The organism is Bacillus sp. NPDC094077, assembly GCF_050279465.1.
Lineage (GTDB): Bacteria > Bacillota > Bacilli > Bacillales > Bacillaceae_G > Bacillus_A.
The window spans coordinates 15808-32911 of sequence record NZ_JBNNUF010000017.1; the positions used below are offsets into that span (position 1 = coordinate 15808).

At 32.4% G+C, this 17104-nt stretch carries 11 protein-coding genes and 1 pseudogene; all 12 read right to left on the reverse strand.

Annotated features, from left to right (window positions below):
• Positions 1-225: 225 nt before the first annotated feature.
• The gene (locus ACQKNR_RS25255) at positions 226-915 is read right to left on the reverse strand and encodes a hypothetical protein (protein WP_427321674.1); all 690 of its coding nucleotides are present in this window, start codon (positions 913-915) and stop codon (positions 226-228) included.
• Between the two features lie 117 nt (positions 916-1032).
• On the reverse strand, positions 1033-3117 hold the full coding sequence (locus ACQKNR_RS25260; RefSeq protein ID WP_427321676.1) for an AAA family ATPase: 2085 nt from the start codon (positions 3115-3117) through the stop codon (positions 1033-1035).
• Positions 3118-3119: 2 nt separating this feature from the next.
• Complete coding sequence (locus ACQKNR_RS25265) at positions 3120-3767, reverse strand: hypothetical protein (protein ID WP_426967567.1); 648 nt, start codon at positions 3765-3767, stop codon at positions 3120-3122.
• Positions 3764-5281, reverse strand: a complete 1518-nt coding sequence (locus tag ACQKNR_RS25270) for a hypothetical protein (RefSeq protein ID WP_427321678.1) — start codon at positions 5279-5281, stop codon at positions 3764-3766. Before ACQKNR_RS25270 ends, ACQKNR_RS25265 begins: the two co-directional genes overlap by 4 nt.
• Before the next feature lie 180 nt (positions 5282-5461).
• Entirely contained in the window at positions 5462-8083 is a 2622-nt protein-coding gene (locus tag ACQKNR_RS25275; RefSeq protein ID WP_427321680.1) for a DEAD/DEAH box helicase family protein, read from the reverse strand.
• A 511-nt stretch (positions 8084-8594) separates the two neighbouring features.
• Entirely contained in the window at positions 8595-9356 is a 762-nt protein-coding gene (locus tag ACQKNR_RS25280) for a BRO family protein (RefSeq protein ID WP_427321682.1), read from the reverse strand.
• Positions 9357-9453: 97 nt separating this feature from the next.
• Complete coding sequence (locus ACQKNR_RS25285; RefSeq protein WP_098361232.1) at positions 9454-9738, reverse strand: hypothetical protein; 285 nt, start codon at positions 9736-9738, stop codon at positions 9454-9456.
• 1 nt (position 9739) lies between these two features.
• Positions 9740-10465, reverse strand: coding sequence for a hypothetical protein (locus tag ACQKNR_RS25290; protein WP_427321684.1), 726 nt, complete (start codon positions 10463-10465; stop codon positions 9740-9742).
• An 85-nt stretch (positions 10466-10550) separates the two neighbouring features.
• On the reverse strand, positions 10551-10733 hold the full coding sequence (locus ACQKNR_RS25295; RefSeq protein ID WP_340933383.1) for a hypothetical protein: 183 nt from the start codon (positions 10731-10733) through the stop codon (positions 10551-10553).
• 1968 nt (positions 10734-12701) lie between these two features.
• The gene (locus ACQKNR_RS25300) at positions 12702-13601 is read right to left on the reverse strand and encodes a hypothetical protein (protein WP_427321686.1); all 900 of its coding nucleotides are present in this window, start codon (positions 13599-13601) and stop codon (positions 12702-12704) included.
• 815 nt (positions 13602-14416) lie between these two features.
• Positions 14417-14979 (reverse strand): annotated as a pseudogene (locus ACQKNR_RS25305) (Arm DNA-binding domain-containing protein); the annotation flags it as partial.
• 359 nt (positions 14980-15338) lie between these two features.
• Positions 15339-17093, reverse strand: a complete 1755-nt coding sequence (locus ACQKNR_RS25310) for a type I restriction-modification system subunit M (protein ID WP_427321688.1) — start codon at positions 17091-17093, stop codon at positions 15339-15341.
• Positions 17094-17104 lie beyond the last annotated feature (11 nt).

Genomic DNA, 17104 nt, shown 5'->3' on the forward strand with positions numbered 1-17104 from the left:
TTTTATAATCATGTAATATTTATATCAATTAGCAATAACCAATTCTTATAATAATGTTTCAATAAAAATTATAAAATAGTGATTGAAAACTGTAAAGTGGTTACACAGATACTAGGACTAACCTCCACTGTCGAGTAATTACACTCACATGTTTAAATCTTTGGATTGCTGTTAAAAAGGCATCACAGAGACTGACTTGTACCCTAGCCTTTTTTGACATCAGTATTAGTCTTTATTTAAAGAATCAATGTATTCACTGAATAAATTAACAACATTGTCTATGGCTGTATAAACCGAAATAGTAATTGAGATAAGTAAAGCATTAACAGATGCTATTGAAAAGTCATACTTTAACCATAAATCTAGTACTTCATAATTGTAAAAGAGGGACAGTATCATAACAAAAAAATATGCACTGCCTCTTCTTATCTTCCTACTCTCTTTATTATGGGAGAATGCCCAAATGTTTATTAACACTAATAACATTAACAAAAATATAAACAGTTGTATCGTTGTAGGGTTTTTTAATATTTCTTTAAATATGTAGGTAGCCGCAACAATGAAAAGCACCAATAATGATGAGTATGGTATATCTTTTGAGACGTGGTCAATTATAATAACCCTTTTCTTCGGTTTGGAAATATTATCTGCATTAACTTTTGTTTTACTCGGTCCAAAACCAAATACAAAAGGTAGGTATTGACCAAACAATATAAGGATTAATGCACCCCAAAAATTATTAGTAAATAACCAAATCACAGGTATAATCATTATTAAAACCATTATTATTATGGTTATAAAAATGGGAGAATGGGCGTTTGCTTTTTTAAATACGTAATCTAAAAACTTACCTAGACACTTAGAAGACACAAAATAAAGTATAATTATACCAATGACTAAAGCATAAAATCCCATTAAGTCAATTCACATCCTTAGTAATATAAAAAATTATTTAATAGCATAGACAAACATGAACATTCATGTTTTACAAAAAACAACATCCAATCGATAAAACCCATGATATTTTGATGTTTATCCTGTAACAAGTTCTTTAATTAAGTAATTATTTTCATTTAAATAAAGACAAATATCTTTTTCTCTAATACTCCCTTTCTCTGATGATGCCAAGATTACTTGGAACTCTCCTGGATATTTCCTTTGCAAACTATATAACTCTTTTAGAAATGTATTAAATGTTTCAACATCTAAATTCTGTTGTCTTGGTTCATCTAAAATCAACAAAAGAGGATGATTGATATCTGTTTTAAATGCTAAAGCTGTTCTTAATAATGATATGTAATAAGATAAGATAATTCGTATTAAACCACTGCTTGAGGTGATATTATAAAGGTTAATCCCTTCAATTTTTGGGTTATAACCCTCGGTATCTATATATATACTCTTATATATCTTTTGGACAACAGACTCTTCATCTTGTTGATTTAGATTTTCTTTTTCATTTTGTTTCTTCAGATTCTCTTCTATTTCCTCAATTTTTTTCTCTTCAAACCCCCTACTTAAAAAGTCCATTTTAAATAACATCTTTTTAAATTCTTTCTCAAAGAACCTAATTTTCTTTCTATCTTGTTCTTTTTTGTTTTTTGCCGCCTTTTTCTTAGCCATTAATTCATCTATTTTTTCTAGTACTTTATTCTTATCTTCTTCTAATTTCTCGAATTTTAAAATAATCTCTTTATCTTTTTCTAATCCTTTAATAGAGTTTAAAATTCTTCCTATTTCTCTTGAGTAATATAAATATTGTTCAAGTTTTTTTGGTTTAATGGTTTCTTCATGTTCGTCCATTTGGTATTTAATTTCCTTAAGTTCAAAACGAGCCGAAGTTAAATTCCCCTCTATTTCCTGTTTTGCTTCTTGTTTTACCTCTAAAAGGCGCTTAAAATCCGCCTTTTCATCTTTTAAATATTCTAAAGTTTGTTTTGTATTATCTTCATGTTGCATTTCGCTACCACATAAACTACAGTGATGCGTCGCTAACTCCCTATCTTCATCTAGTGTTAGCGCATTTAAACACCTTGGACATTTCTCAATAGGAATGATACCAATTAACTTTTTTGCTGTTTTTAATTTATCATTTTTCTCAATATCGTATTGAATTTTATTCAAATAATATTCATACTCTGAAATTTCTCTGTTCAATACAACTAAGTTTTGTTCATACCTTCTTACAATCTGACTCGTATGCTTAAATCTAGCCCTAATTTCGCTTAAAACATTATCTACTACTTGTCTATCATTCTCCATTAAAGATATTTTTTCTTGAAAATCTTTAACCATTTCGATATTTTGATTAATTTCTTTTTCAATTTCTAACCTATTGTTATATTTAAGTAATCGAATCACTTCTTTTACATCATTAATTGAGTTTATTTTATGCCTAAGTTTTGTCCTGTTTAATTCTAATAAATGGTCATACTTAGCAACGTGAGATGACGATAGTTTCATAATCATTTCAAATGCTGTTTCTTTTACAGCTTTAATAGTATATCTAGGATTATTCGCCTGTATATCTGTCCAAGCCTCTTGTATAATAACAAAAAGAGGTAGTAAATTTTGTATGTAAAACAATAATCCTTCTTCAGTATCTTCCTCTGTCAATTTTCTGATAGGGTCAATATTCAAAAAAGAAAATAGAAATTCTTGATAAGTCTTATTTCCAATCAGATTCCTATCCTTGGTCATTTTAAAATATTCTTTTGTTTTTGCCTTTTTAGCCAATAATTTACCATCATCATTTTCTTCTAAAAATATATCATGAAATACTATAGCTGCTTCTTCTTTATCCATTGCATCTCTTAACACAACTACACGCTTATCTTGATTAAACAATTGCAAATATATTTCAGCACTTTTAACAGTGTCATTCAGAAAACGTTCTAAGATGATTTCATAATTTATAGGATACTTATTTTTTGGATAAATATCTTCGCCTTTCAAAGCATAGATAATGCTGTTAACCAGGGTGGATTTACCAAAAGTATTTTTCCCATAAATCATACTTATTTCTTGTATACTTTCATCCCTCATAAAATTCAAATATCTTCCATATATTTCCCCACTATTACCCACTATTCTAATTTTAACAGCTTCTATAAACATCCTCATTCACCTGCATTTCCTAATATTAATGATGGAAAATGCTCTCTAATAAACTTTTCAACCGTTTGGTTTGTCGTGTCTTTTTTGAAGATAACATTGATAGCTTCCATCCTTTTCGTCCAAATTGGTTCTTCTTTTACTACCATTTCGGATTTCTCTATTCCTAATTGTGTCAACGTAATACAAAAAGCTTTTTTACTTTTATTGAAGTTTGAATAGTGAACTGTAATTAAGTTTTTACTTACCATATAGTTAAGAACATCAGGGTATTTGTGGTCCCAAGGTCCCCTAATATAGCTAATCATAGGAGAAAATGCATCTTCAGTTTCATAAGATTTTATTTCTAATCCTTTTATTAAAGAGTCTTTTTTCTTTATTTTTAATGCTTTTTCTAAATAAAAAGGATACCTTATCAAAAAATCATAAAAAGAAAACTTCCCACGTCCATAGATAGTATAATTATCAAAAAAACCAGGTTTTACAATGCCACAGATACGAAGTAACAATAAGATTCGATATGCATGAAAATCAAAATCATCATCGGGATGATGATAATCTTTTTGCTCTTTCAAGGGAACCGTCTCCATTTTCAATTGGTGGTGACGCAAATAGTTAAAAAGCTCTTTAAGAGTGTTACGCCTTTCTGTCATACTATTCGCACCTCCCTATGCCATCTCAATGAACATTTTGCTGCCATATGAAACATCTGTCCCGTTACAATATCCATATCTACTTTTAAGCCATTCTTTATTTGTTCTTTATTAAAGTCATTTAAAAGCAATTCCAATTTTTCTTCTAATTCATCATAAACATCATTTGAATCAATCTCTGTAAGTTTAGATAATCTTCTTGTTTGCCTTGTGCATATTACTTGTACTTTTGATTCTAAAACTTTTACAGCTTTATATGCTTTTGCTGCATTTAATTTTAGTTCTTCCAAATAGATTAAGTATCTGCAACGAAATTCTGTTCCCATTTCTAAAAATGACTCTTTCATATCTATTTCAACATTTTCCATCCTATTTATTTTTTCTTCCAACTTACTTTGATTGTTATTCTGTTCCTTATCAATAAAGATTTGAATTTCTTCTGACTCCTTATAGGGTAATTCAACAAACGCATATTCTTCTAAATAATTTTTGGATACATTTAATTGGTCGATTTTTCCCTCGAGATTTTTTTCAATTTTTTCAAGATGTTCGTGTACACTGCCTAAGCCAGCCTTTAAGCTTTCATTCCATTTTTCAATCAATTCCTGCGAAGTTTGTATCTTTATTTCATCATCCGTTTCACTCAATATTCGTTTTAATAACTCATTATCAAGCATTCTATTTTCTTCTTCATGTTTTGTTGCCTTTTTACTCACCTCAGTAAGTAGCCTACAGAAATAAATATTAGGTTCTTTATCTGTTCTTAAAATATCACGTAAGATATTTAAAACTTCCTCTTCCAATGCTTTCAAACTACCCTCTGTATTTATACTTTTGAATTCCCATTGAATTCGATTAACAAACCTTTTTAGTTGGTCATCATTTGTTATCTCTGCTTTAAAATCATTAACTTTAGATGGGTATTCACCCAACTCCACTTCCAACTTTTCTTTATCTTGTACATATTGCTCTTTTTTCTTTTGATTCGTTTCATTTAAAATTCTTTCTTCTTTATCTTTTATTTTTTTCCGAAGGTGTGATTTTTTCGAACTTTCTGTTTTATCTAATTCGTTTAGTAAAATTTCTCTTGTTTTAGATACACACTTTTCAATAAGCCCCTCTTGTAGTTCTAAACGACCTGCTTCCAGTGACCAATTTGATAATAACTTGTCGTTCCGTGATACTGCAGTGTTCGTTTCAAAAGCAAAGGTTCCGTCATAATCTTTGTTTAATAAGTACAAAACAAAGAAATTATATAAAGATTTTTGCACGTCCGAACTCTCTAAACTCAATACAGAGCTATAGCATTTTAATTGCGTATAATTAATTCTATTATAATTCTCTTCAATTTCTTTTATATCATCTTCTACTTCGCAATAAATTTTAACCTCTCTGTTAAACTGATAATTCTTGACCCACAGAACTAGTGTTTTTAAATACTGATAAAAAAATCCTCTATTAGCACCAACTGCATCTGTTGGCTTTTTAAAAATAAGTAGTTCATTCCTAATCATGAAAAAATCCTCCGAAGGAATATAGTAATATCTTTATCAATTATTCTAACACACCCTTACTCATAATAATTCCCATTCCATAAAATATATGGAATCATTAATGCATTAAGATTACCATAAAAACAGGAGAAAATATAAAAACACAGAAAGCCTTCATTCCTCTCTGTGTTTTTTACTTTTTTAGTTTTTCACAGACTGCGCTTTTACAATGTCAGCCAGCTTTTCTTTTTTTATAAAATCTAAGAAGTCATTCGGAGTTACTTGTTCTTCTTTTAGAATTTCCGCAGCTTCTAATCTCCAAACCAAATCTCCTTGCTGAGAAAAGCTTCTTCTAAGTTTTCTCAATGCACCTACTGCTCTATTAGCCCATCCTACAAATTCTTCCCTATTAACATACCAGACATTCTTACCATGAATAGCAGCTGGTTCTTCAATAACTTTAGATGTTGTTACAAATATAGTTTCAACAATTGCATGTTTACTCAAAAATTCTATTTTTTCTCTAATCCAGTTTTCATGTGTACAAGCCTGTTTTACATGTTTTACAGGAATCGGTTTTGTTTCCGTTTCATAAATTTTATCTTCAGATACAATTACAAGCTTTTCATCTACAATCCACCATGGATCAGGGTCAGATATTCCCTCTGCATTTCTAGAAATATATCCTAGCATAGTTCCTAGAATTTGATGTCCTCTTTCAAACTCTATCCCATCTTCACTGTTTAGAAGTCTTAAAACTGCTGAAGCCTTGGATTCAAAGTTCCTACTATTCCTAATACCATCATTTATTATTTGCGTTTCAATTCTTTCAATAGTATCAAAAAGTCCATTATCTCGATTGTCTACTTCAGCCTCTAAATCTTTCTTTTCAATTAGCTGATTAAACCAATTAATAGTATTGGTTGATTTTGAAGCTTGTTTAAAATAATTCGTTGCTACTTCATGATATTTTTCTCTTCCACTTTTATAAATGTTATAAGCTAAATAACCTGCAACATAACTCCAGAACCCTTTATAACCCTTTAAAGCATTCCCATCTAATTTTGGCAATATTAAATCCACTTGATTAAGAGCTTCATCAAAATCACTTCTCCATAATGCATACTGGAAATCTACTTCATGGACTACTGATTGTTTTAATCTATCAAAGTTCTCAGCGTCATTACTCTTATATCCTTCCTCAATATAAGTATCTCTTAGGCTAATAATAGCTTCATCTGCTTCCTCCCAGTCCTCTCCACGTTCAAAGAATAAATTTAAAAACTCCATTAATTCTTCAATATTTTCGTGTCCCGTAGATTGGTCATATCCAAATTCTAATTCAGCTCTTAACTCTGGTGGGAAATTGACAATTTTTTTTGGTGATAGTAATGCACTTTCTAAATCATGACCAAAGATACATACTGCAGCATAATCCACGTCAGACCTTGTACAACGCCCAATAGCCTGAATTACTCGTGTCTTTATTCTTTCATTGAATAGTACAGAAGCAACCATTCTATTAGTTAGAAATTTTTCTTGCAAATGAGTGGCATTTTGCAGATTTCCGAGAACCAACATATGAGATTTATCACCATCCATATCTATACCATCATATCTATTAGCTAGAATAGCCATTGCATTTTCGGACTCTACAAAATTATGAATACCTGTTTCAATATCCTTACCCAGAAAAACTTTTGTATCTGAGTTTTTTTCAACATGTTCTTTTACTTTTTTAACATTTTTATCATCTTGCACGAGCATAAGAGTTCTATTAACATTTTCATTAATCTTCATCAAAATATCTAAATCCATATTCGGTTTAAATGATGCATTAGGAAAAACAAAAAATCTTCTCCCTATGCTTTTTTTATCCCAATCAGAAACTATTGGAAGTCTGTAAATTTTCCTAACTCCTGTAATTCTTTCTAATTCTCCACTCTCTCCTAATGTAGCTGACATATAAATTCTTTGTTTTACATTTGCAAAAGGTGAATGTGTAAGTGTTGGCGGAATATAAGGACGAAGAAGTATCCCACTCCAACTTAAAAACATATTACAGGCATGCAAATTATCTTTAATATTAGCCCAAGCATATTTTAAGCTATTATCAGCGACATAAGCATCAATTACAGGAATTATATCCTGTATCTTTTTGATTAGCTTAATATTGGGTAATTTATCATGCCACAAAGAATCTTCTGTCATCGGGCGGTCGTTAGTCATCCTATTATAGTGAGTAACTCCTAACTCTTCTTTTAAACACTCTACGAGAGAATTATAAAGTTCTCGATGCTCAAAACGGGATATATCCAATGACCAATGACTTGCTATGTAATTTTCAGAGCTATGGGCATCATCAAAAATCAATACATCAGCATCATCAAAAAACGAGTTATTATTGAAAAGACTACTATAATTTGTAACTGCTATTGTTTCTGCTCTATTATATGCTGATTTAGATTCTGCAGAGTAGTCTACAATCTTCCCTGTAAATCCATGTACTTTTATTCCATATACAGTATTAGCCTTTTCAACGACTTGATTCACAAGTTGATTATTTGGGCATAAATAAACTACCTTCTCTTTGTTTTTTCTTCTTCTAAATTCTCCAATTAATAGTCCAATTAATGTCTTTCCGCTTCCAGTTGGCAATTCAAGTGCAACATCTCTCTTATTAAAGGCTTGTTGCATATAATTTTCTATCATTTTAGATTGATAATCTAACGTTCCTTGAATCTTCCTTTTTTTATAGTCCTTGTACATTTCTTGTGGAGAATCAAAATTGGTATTATCCGTCTTTTTTATTCTGAAAGCCATAGCTTTTCCTCCCTTTTATTTATCACCATAACTTATCAACAGCGTATAAAATTAAAGTATCTTGCCACTCAGTGAATTTGGCAGCTTTCTTGAACAAAGTTTACTCTTGATACATCTCTCTTGCATTACACTAATTATTAGCTTTTATTTTAGAAAACTTACCAATGCAATTTTCATTTAAGCCTTCCCCTTGAAATTTCATACAGGAAAATCATACCATATCAATACCAAAAGAGCAGCATCCCTTAAGTACTACTCTCATAAAATCATTTTACCGTACGTCTTTCTGTATCTACATTCTATATCTCTAATATACAGGGGGATGGATTATCCCGAAAATACCCCCTACACTAACCTAGTTATGTTGTTGTATCCGACAATATAAAAGACGGGTTTCGTTAATCTCTATGCAGCTATGTCTTGAACTCCACCCTATGCCCAATTATCCGCTCATAGGCACAAAAAAAGGAGAGCCTCAACAAGAGTCCTCCTCTTCCCTCTGATACTTCTTTTAGCTGACTTCCTTACGAGGTTTATATCTTCCATTTTTCATTATCAATCTATTAATATAATCGATACCTTTTGATGTAACCATTGTTGTAGTAAACGTTTTTCCATCTATTTCAAACAATTTAACCTTAAATCTCCCTGTTTTACGATGCATTTCATATGGCAGGTTGTGATTATCTAAGACATTCTTATCTCGTAGAAGTGCAAATAATTTATTTCTACCAATCTCAAAGTCTAATAACTGAGCAACTTCTTTCATATTGAATATTCCATCCAATGCAATCATTCTGTTGTATGATTGAACAATATCTTCCTGCTCTTTGATTTTTTGCTGTTGTCGTTTGATAATTTCGTCTTTCTTATCCAACGTCTTTTTAGCAACTAATGATGCTTTAGCCAATATTTCTTCGTCAGATTCTTCTTCTTTTACAGGAATATACCCACCAGTTTGTCTAATTTGAGGAATAACTTCATCAAACACCCAACTTTCAAACCGTTCAGCCTCTTCTAATTTAGAACTAACGATTAATCGATAAAGATTACCTTCTGTAATAAACTTTACTTTCTGACCTCTTCCTAGAGAATCGGTGACCTCGCAAAATGCGACCCCATCTTTCTTGCAGTGTTTTCCTATTGCATCATGTTTGTTTTTGTATCCTAACAAAGCTGCACATCTTGCCGCAGGGAACATTAACTTGCCATTAACATCTAAAATTCCTAAATTACCAAACTCGCCGTTATCAAATACTTTTAAATTTTCCATTATTTTAAATTACCTCTTTCTTTTATTTGTGATACTTTATCGTAGAGTCACCATTATTAAAGGGATGACCTTTATCTGTTTATATCTTATAATGTCATTAACTAATTAATTTTTTATTTTCTTTGACTTGTATCGGACGGCAATCCTTTACAAGTTTTTTTCTGATTATCTTCGGGAAACTGAACCTGCTCATGTCTTCTTCTGTTATTCCCATTTCTTCTTTTATCTTTTTGTTACTGGGAATTATCTCTAAGTCATAGCTATCAAGCATTTCACCAACGCTTTTACCCTTAGCGTACATTCCTGTTATAGGACTAAAAACGATATTCCCTCTCTTGTCAATACGCAACTCTATTTGTCCCTCAATATAATAATATTTCACTCTATTGTCCACCTTTCTCTTTATAATAATTTTGAAGAGCCTTAACATCTGCCTTAAATGATTCCCTATATTCCCATTTACAGTAGTAGTTTTTCTCTTTATCTTTTTCTTCTCTGATAGTTTCAAAGTAGATTAACTCATTTTCCATAAGCACTTTCACATACTTAGTGATTGTCTTCTTATCTAATCCAGTAGCTTCTGCAAGCTTTTCAATTGTGGGGTTTGACACACTCCAATTTGAAACCCCTTCCCAAATCCAATGCACAATATTGAAGTAAACTGCGAATGCGATTGACTTATTACGCTCTTTCATTGCAATAAGCTTCATCATCACATCAAATGAAATCTTAGTGATGTTGTTCTTGACTTTACCTTCAGCATTCTCTCCAGAAATTGTCTTAGCATCAGAAATATCAGATACTTCAATAAAGTAATCATTCGCATACTTCATATCTTCTGCTTGAATCTGATTCATCTTTATGAAATCTTCAAAGATAATAATCATACCCTTCTTTTCCATTGCTACAAGGGTTTCTTTTAAAGATGCTTTATTCTTTTTATCCTCACTCAACGAAAGCATCTGTAGCAAGCTGTTAACCCCTACTCTAGCTGAACCCATTGGATTCATGCTCCAGGTTCTTAATAGAACTGTAATGAACTGCTCCTTGTAGTTGTACTGTTCAATATTCCAAATAAAATTATTATCAACTTCAACGTAATTAATCACTGTAATTCTCCTTATTTTACTTAAAATTCTTAATCTTCTTCCTTGACTTAGTATGAAGAAGCCTTTTTCACTAGCCGTAATTTTTTCACTTTTTCAATAATGCTTTAAGTTCATTCCATTTACCTAAAGCACTGTCTAATTTTTCACCACGTTCAAAGCACCAATAGATGTTTCCATTGTTGTGTTTTCCAGTGGTGGCATATCTTAAATTATTCATTTTCAAGAAATCCTTAAGTTGTTTTGAGTAGCAATAGTAAGTCTTATTCATCCACATTCTCCTTCTGTTAACGTAGTTTCGTTACTAAAAAGTCAACGCAAAAAGGCACAGAAAAGCTACCGACCCAAATTAATGGATTGATAGACTCTTCTGTGCCTAAGTCGTCAGTTCTGCAATAGAACTAAGTCGCAAAATAACACTATGTCCGTTGGACAAGAATGCGAGTACATCTATTTAACTATAAGTCTATTATATCACAGACGCAACACAATATCAACATGTATCCGAAATTAAAATTATATCAGATTCACTCAAGAATTACTAGTGATTCTGATGAGAAATTGTAGTAAGTGGTATATTTTTTATATTACAACTAAAAAGTTCGTATGCTCTCATAATTTAGTATTATCTCACACCCCAAAAGTTATCAGCATTTATCAATTTCTTTTGCCCGTCTACATTAGTATCATTTCACAACTAAGAAGCTGACAAGGGTTGAAAACTATCTGACTTAAATGCCTACAAAGGCGGTTGGCTCATAGATTATTTTTCTTATCTTTAGACCACTACGCTTTGGAGGGAATTGGTGGTTCTTTTGCTTTATCTAAAACTTTAGCCTCCATAAAAAAGCAGAAATTACCGAAGTCCGTAACGTCCCCTACTCGCTTGCGGGGGGCGTTACATATATTCTTTTTTATTTTTATCTTCTATTTATAATTCGTCTTCTGTTTAGTGACCCGTTATCTCCCCTTTTTTTGAGGAATTCTTCCCAAAGGTCTGGAACGAAGTCCTCTTTTTTTGGGGAGTTCACCCTCCAACTTTAGAAAAAACTCCCCTTTTTTTAGGGAGTTTCTTCCGAATCTTAGAACCACAAGGGTTTGAAGCATATAAACTCAGAATTTAAATAGCCGCCGACAAGCTGTGTACGGATAAAAAAAGCACTCATAAGATTAGTACGAGTGGATATATCCTATATCCTACCCCAAGAAGCACAAAAAAAGGGGTGAATTTACATACTCCGACCTCGAAGAAAACACCCTTATCCCACGTTATAGACATGAAACATCCTATCTATTTTAGTACGTAACAAATAATAGAAATAAGTGTGCCTCCTATTGAGGTGGGTGCATGTAAACTCTCTCCTTTTATAGTTTATTTATTTAACGCTTCATTCAATTATTAATATTATTAAAATACCATTACCAGTGTAACGCAATAGATTCTATCAACAATTTGATAAAAATCTCTTTCTTATATCCATCATAGCCTTCTAAAGGATTTGTAATTAGCATCTTCTCATCAACTCTTGCATCAAGAGCTACTTACAATAGTAGCATCGATACAAAACTACTTTGATACCTAAAATAAAAAGTGTCGACATGAACAAATGATGTATACACGCTTCGGCATTTACTTTAGAAATACTTATTGTTAAGGTATTTTTATTGGATAAAAAGCATCAAATATCCGTCTCGTATCGGCACTTTATACATCGAATCGGTGTGGATGTAAGTGCTAGTCCCCCATTACCTAACAAGACTACTATTAAATGTGTAAAATTGCCCCCTCCTCTGTTCAACTCTTTTATGACACACTCTCTTCCTCGCATAACTACTTATAACGCCCTCAATTATGCTGATGTATACACAACAACATCTAGTAAAAATTACAATTGCAATTACAGTTGTCACAATGTGTTCCTATCCCTAAAATAATGATATACAAACAAGACAAGGAGTTATAGTATGACGACTTTTCAATATGGAACTACAACTATTGATTACGACATCGAATATAATGACGATAAAAAACATATCTATTATTATAGATGGAAGAGATTCGGCTCATAGTACCAAAGGTATTACAGTCAGGCAAATTGAGGGGATTTTAAAAAAAGAAGAAAAAAACACCTACAGTATAAAGGGACTGTCTAAAAAATAAAGAAATCACTAGTTTTCATCCCCCCATCACTTATAGTTTTGGAGGGAAATAGATTAGAAAATTTAAATGAAGAATTTGTTAACGCTTTATACTGTTTAAAAACAACTCTTCATAAATATCAAGATTTACATTAATGTTTTCAATGACAGAACTAATTTCTAACTCAAGTACAGTATCATAGTGTACTAATAGCAAAAACAAAAAATATGTATACAGAAAGACAAAATATCCACTAGCGAAAGTTGACATTTTAGCCTTACTACTTAAGAATTGCGGAAACGAATCCCCATGAAACCTCTCATTCCTTGAAGAATAAATAATACCATCTAAAATTAACACTACATTTTGTTTAGTATTAAGTTGAACATCTCTATCATTTAAGTTAATACTCTGACCCGCCAACACAATCTTAAATAAAGATGCACACTTTCTCTGGGTATCTGCATTAAAGATGTTATATTTCGTTAAGATATCATCATATAGAGCATTATCTACCTCGTTCAAAACTCTTTTGACTCTTCTCCGTATATGTTCAACATGTCTTCTTTCCACATTTGATATTGAGTTATTGAGTAGCCTCTTGGATAAAAACTCTAAGGATTGTAGAGGTATTAAATTATGAAATCTTTCAAATGTATCTTTTACTATCTGATACGAGTCTATATACAAATCCCAAGTTTTTTTCGGTTGTTCTGTATTACCTTGAAAAATACCTAATACATATGAATCAACCGCTCTCCATGTATTGTCAAAAGCAATATCTGGTCTTAATGGTAATCCATCGAGACCATCGAGGAAGTAAGCAAGCGCCTTATGGAACTCATTATCATCAGTCTCAGGGAATTTGAATGGAATAACCCCCCCTGTCGTGGTAGCATGTATTTTTTCCATTAATAAATTATAGTGTGGTAAAGAAATTCTTTTTCCTTCTTCCCAGTTATTATTAAATTCTAATCTCAGTCGTTGATAATTATTCACAACAAATGCCTCCTCCTATACTTCTAAACTAATATATTAAGTTTCTTACTTGCAAAATTTATTATATGTGATTCCCAATGTAATTGACAGTATTTTAAAAAAACTCAATATTTCTTTTTAAATTCCAAATAGATAGAACGATTAAATCGGTACATGAAGTTGAACTGTCTAATCCAAACTACTAGGTTACTGATATTGATATAAAAAGGCTAAGAAACCCTTATTTTCAAGAAACTCGTTCAATAGTCTTTGTTCTCCTTTAAGATTTTAACTTATCTCGTATCGTAATTTTTATGCCTTGCTTGGTGTGGATTAGGGTGCTATGTAGCCATTCTCTAATAAGAGGGTTGAAGAATGTGGAAAATATCCCCCTCTACCAAAAAAGAATGAGTCACCTCACTCCCTTTACCATTATACAGACAGTTAAAGACATTATTTTGTGGTCACAAATGGTCACATAAATTATAATAACCATTTCTTTTTTAATAGAATTTCATTTGTACAAACCCTTAAAAACCCCTTTAAATCAACGTTTCTCCCGTAGCTCAGCAGGGAGAGCGCCACCTTGACAGGGTGGAGGTCCTGAGTTCAAGCTTCTCCGGGGTCATAGCTATAGAAACTGTTTCAAATTAACGTTTGATGCGGTTTTTTATTTGTTAACTTTCATACTCTATAAGAACCATTGGTCGTAGAATTAGTCACATTCCTTACAAAATCTCTTCCATTTTGTTAACTGCATCTTTTTGCATCGTTGCAAAACATGTGAGTAAGTGCCTTATGTGATTTTGATGTTACTATGTCCTAATCGCTCAGAAATCACCTTGTCGCATTCCAGTTACAAGGGCTAAATGAAAGACAATGAAATACCTGCTATCCTTTGTAACTTTCAAGAACAGTTGTACTTCCTGTTCATTCCACACAGTTAACTCTTCCTTATCACCTTTAGGTAACTTGGTCTTAGCCGCAACATTTTTGGTGATTAACTCCAAATCTATTGCATACTCAAGAGAGTTTCGAATAATTTTGATAATCTTCTCAATCGTTCCTCGCTTTAAACCTTCGTCTCACAGTGAATTAACGTAGTTCTGCATATGCAACGATTGTTAAACTTGGCTAATTTGATATTGCCTAGAGAAGGAATGTTACTACTGTTAAAGTTTCCTTTCAGTACTTTTGCTGTCTGAATACCAACACTGTGCTTCTTGGTATTGAACCAACTTTCCAGATATTCACCATGGAGAAGTTTGCTAGGTTCTACATATGTTCCAATACGAACTTCTGAGAGCAGCTTTGTTAAAGCATTTTCCACTTCCTTTTTAGTAATGAATCCCTTCTTCTTCTTTTACTTTCTCTTACGTGTTAGTGGGTCAATACCAATGTCTACAAGATAAAAATACTTTCCTGTGTTGGTTTGAAATAAAGTTTAATCAAAAATATCTCACAAAACGGCATTTTCCTGTAAATAAAAAGAATCCATTTTGAAAAAAAGATTGAACAAAATGGATTCTTTATCAGTAGATTTATGCTTTGATTTTATATTAAAGTTTGATCATTTCCTAATAGTGTTACTCAACAATCACGCTCAATTGTGGAAGATCATTACTTAATCCCTATTCAACATAAAGAAACTTTACTTGAACAAGAAAATTTAAAAACTTTAATTTTGTATTAAAAGACGTATTCATTTATATACAACTATTAGATTGTAAAGAACTTATATTGCGTAATCATCTCGTTTTAAGATAACTCAGGCAATCCAAGCTCTTTTAAGAACTGATTATGCTTATCCTTTGCCTTGCTAATAGCAACCTCGATTTCATCTAGATTTTTTTTCACATCTGCAAGGTCAATAGTTTCTTCTTCCGCAACCGTGCTAACATACCTTGAAATGTTTAAGTTGAAATCATTCTTTTCTATTTCTTCCATAGATACACGGCGAGAGTATTTTTTATCATCCTCTTTTCGATATTTATATGTTTCAACTATTTTGTCGATATGCTCTGGCATTAGGACATTTTGTCGTTTACCTCTGTCGTAGTACTCACTTGCGTTGATAAACAGCACGTCATCAAATTTTTTGCACTTTTTAAGCACAAGAATACAAACCGGAATACCTGTTGAAAAAAACAGGTTAGCTGGCAAACCAATAATTGTGTCAATATTCCCATCCTTGAGTAGCTTTGTTCTGATCTTCTCCTCTGCTCCACCACGGAACAGCACACCATGAGGCAAGATGATTGCCATCGTTCCCTCATCACTTAAAAAGTGAAACCCATGAAGTAAAAATGCAAAGTCGGCTGCTGATTTTGGTGCAAGGCCGTAGCTTTTAAAGCGAAAATCCTCTGCCAGAGTATCGTTAGGCTCCCAGCGGTAGCTGAAAGGTGGATTGGCTACTACTGCATCACATTCCAACTTTTTTGCTGGGTTCATTTCAGTGAGAATGTCCCAATCATTTAGCAGTGAATCTCCGTGAAATATTTTAAACTCGGAATCTTTAAGCCCATGTAGAAGCATATTCATACGAGCAAGGTTGTAAGTTGTGATATTCTTTTCCTGTCCGTATATCTGACCAATACTATTAGCACCAAGCTGCTTTCTAACATTAATTAGAAGCGAGCCGGAACCGCACGCAAAGTCAAGTATGTTTTTGAGTTGCTCCTTTTTGCCTGTGCTCGGGTCTTGGCTATCAAGTGTAACTATTCTAGAAAGGATGGTTGAAATTTGCTGGGGAGTATAAAACTCTCCTGCTTTTTTACCTGAGCCCGCCGCAAATTGCCCTATTAAGTATTCATACGCATCACCTAAAAGGTCACTTTCATTGGGGAACTCCGATAATCCTTCTGCAATAGCAGTTATTATTGAGCACAGCGTTGTGTTGCGTAATTCATAATTCTTTCCAAGTTTATCAGAGTCGAGGTTAACCTCAGAGAATAATCCGCGAAACGTGCTATCAAAGGATTCGTTTTCTATAAATTTGAAGCCTGCTTGCAAGTTTTTCAAAAGATACTTATTTTGTGTGCGGGCCAATTCGTATATATTACTCCAGAGATACTGTGGCTTAATTACAAAATGAACCTTACGTCGCATTTGCTTTTCAAACGTAGCCACTTGATCTAAATTGTTGATATACCAAACAACAAGAGGGGTTAACTTTTTGCTTTCCAACAACACCTCATGTTCCTCGATTACTGAGTTTTTTTCCTTGCTATCCAATTGCTGTTTATTAAAATAGTTTGTTATCTGTTCTTTTAATGCGTTAATAACATCATCCTGATTGGCAGCAACTGTGATTTTTTTTATTTCTTCTTCACATTGTAAATAATCGCTGCCAAGTTCTTTCTTTGCCGCTTCTTCATAATTATCTGAAAGATAGCGCAGGAAGAGGAAAGACAGCATATAATCACGGAAGTCATCAGCATTCATGGACCCGCGTAATTTGTCAGCAATTCCCCAAAGTGTTGCGCCTAATTGTTTTTGCTGTGTATCATTCATTGTTTTGCCCC

What these genes read in the sequence shown, in the direction of transcription:
- ACQKNR_RS25260 (WP_427321676.1), bottom strand. Translation starts at nt 3,117, where the DNA reads ATGTTTATAGAAGCTGTTAAAATTAGAATAGTGGGTAATAGTGGGGAA.
- ACQKNR_RS25310 (WP_427321688.1), bottom strand. Translation starts at nt 17,093, where the DNA reads ATGAATGATACACAGCAAAAACAATTAGGCGCAACACTTTGGGGAATT.
- ACQKNR_RS25280 (WP_427321682.1), bottom strand. Translation starts at nt 9,356, where the DNA reads ATGGAAAATTTAAAAGTATTTGATAACGGCGAGTTTGGTAATTTAGGA.
- ACQKNR_RS25295 (WP_340933383.1), bottom strand. Translation starts at nt 10,733, where the DNA reads ATGAATAAGACTTACTATTGCTACTCAAAACAACTTAAGGATTTCTTG.
- ACQKNR_RS25265 (WP_426967567.1), bottom strand. Translation starts at nt 3,767, where the DNA reads ATGACAGAAAGGCGTAACACTCTTAAAGAGCTTTTTAACTATTTGCGT.
- ACQKNR_RS25255 (WP_427321674.1), bottom strand. Translation starts at nt 915, where the DNA reads ATGGGATTTTATGCTTTAGTCATTGGTATAATTATACTTTATTTTGTG.
- ACQKNR_RS25270 (WP_427321678.1), bottom strand. Translation starts at nt 5,281, where the DNA reads ATGATTAGGAATGAACTACTTATTTTTAAAAAGCCAACAGATGCAGTT.
- ACQKNR_RS25275 (WP_427321680.1), bottom strand. Translation starts at nt 8,083, where the DNA reads ATGGCTTTCAGAATAAAAAAGACGGATAATACCAATTTTGATTCTCCA.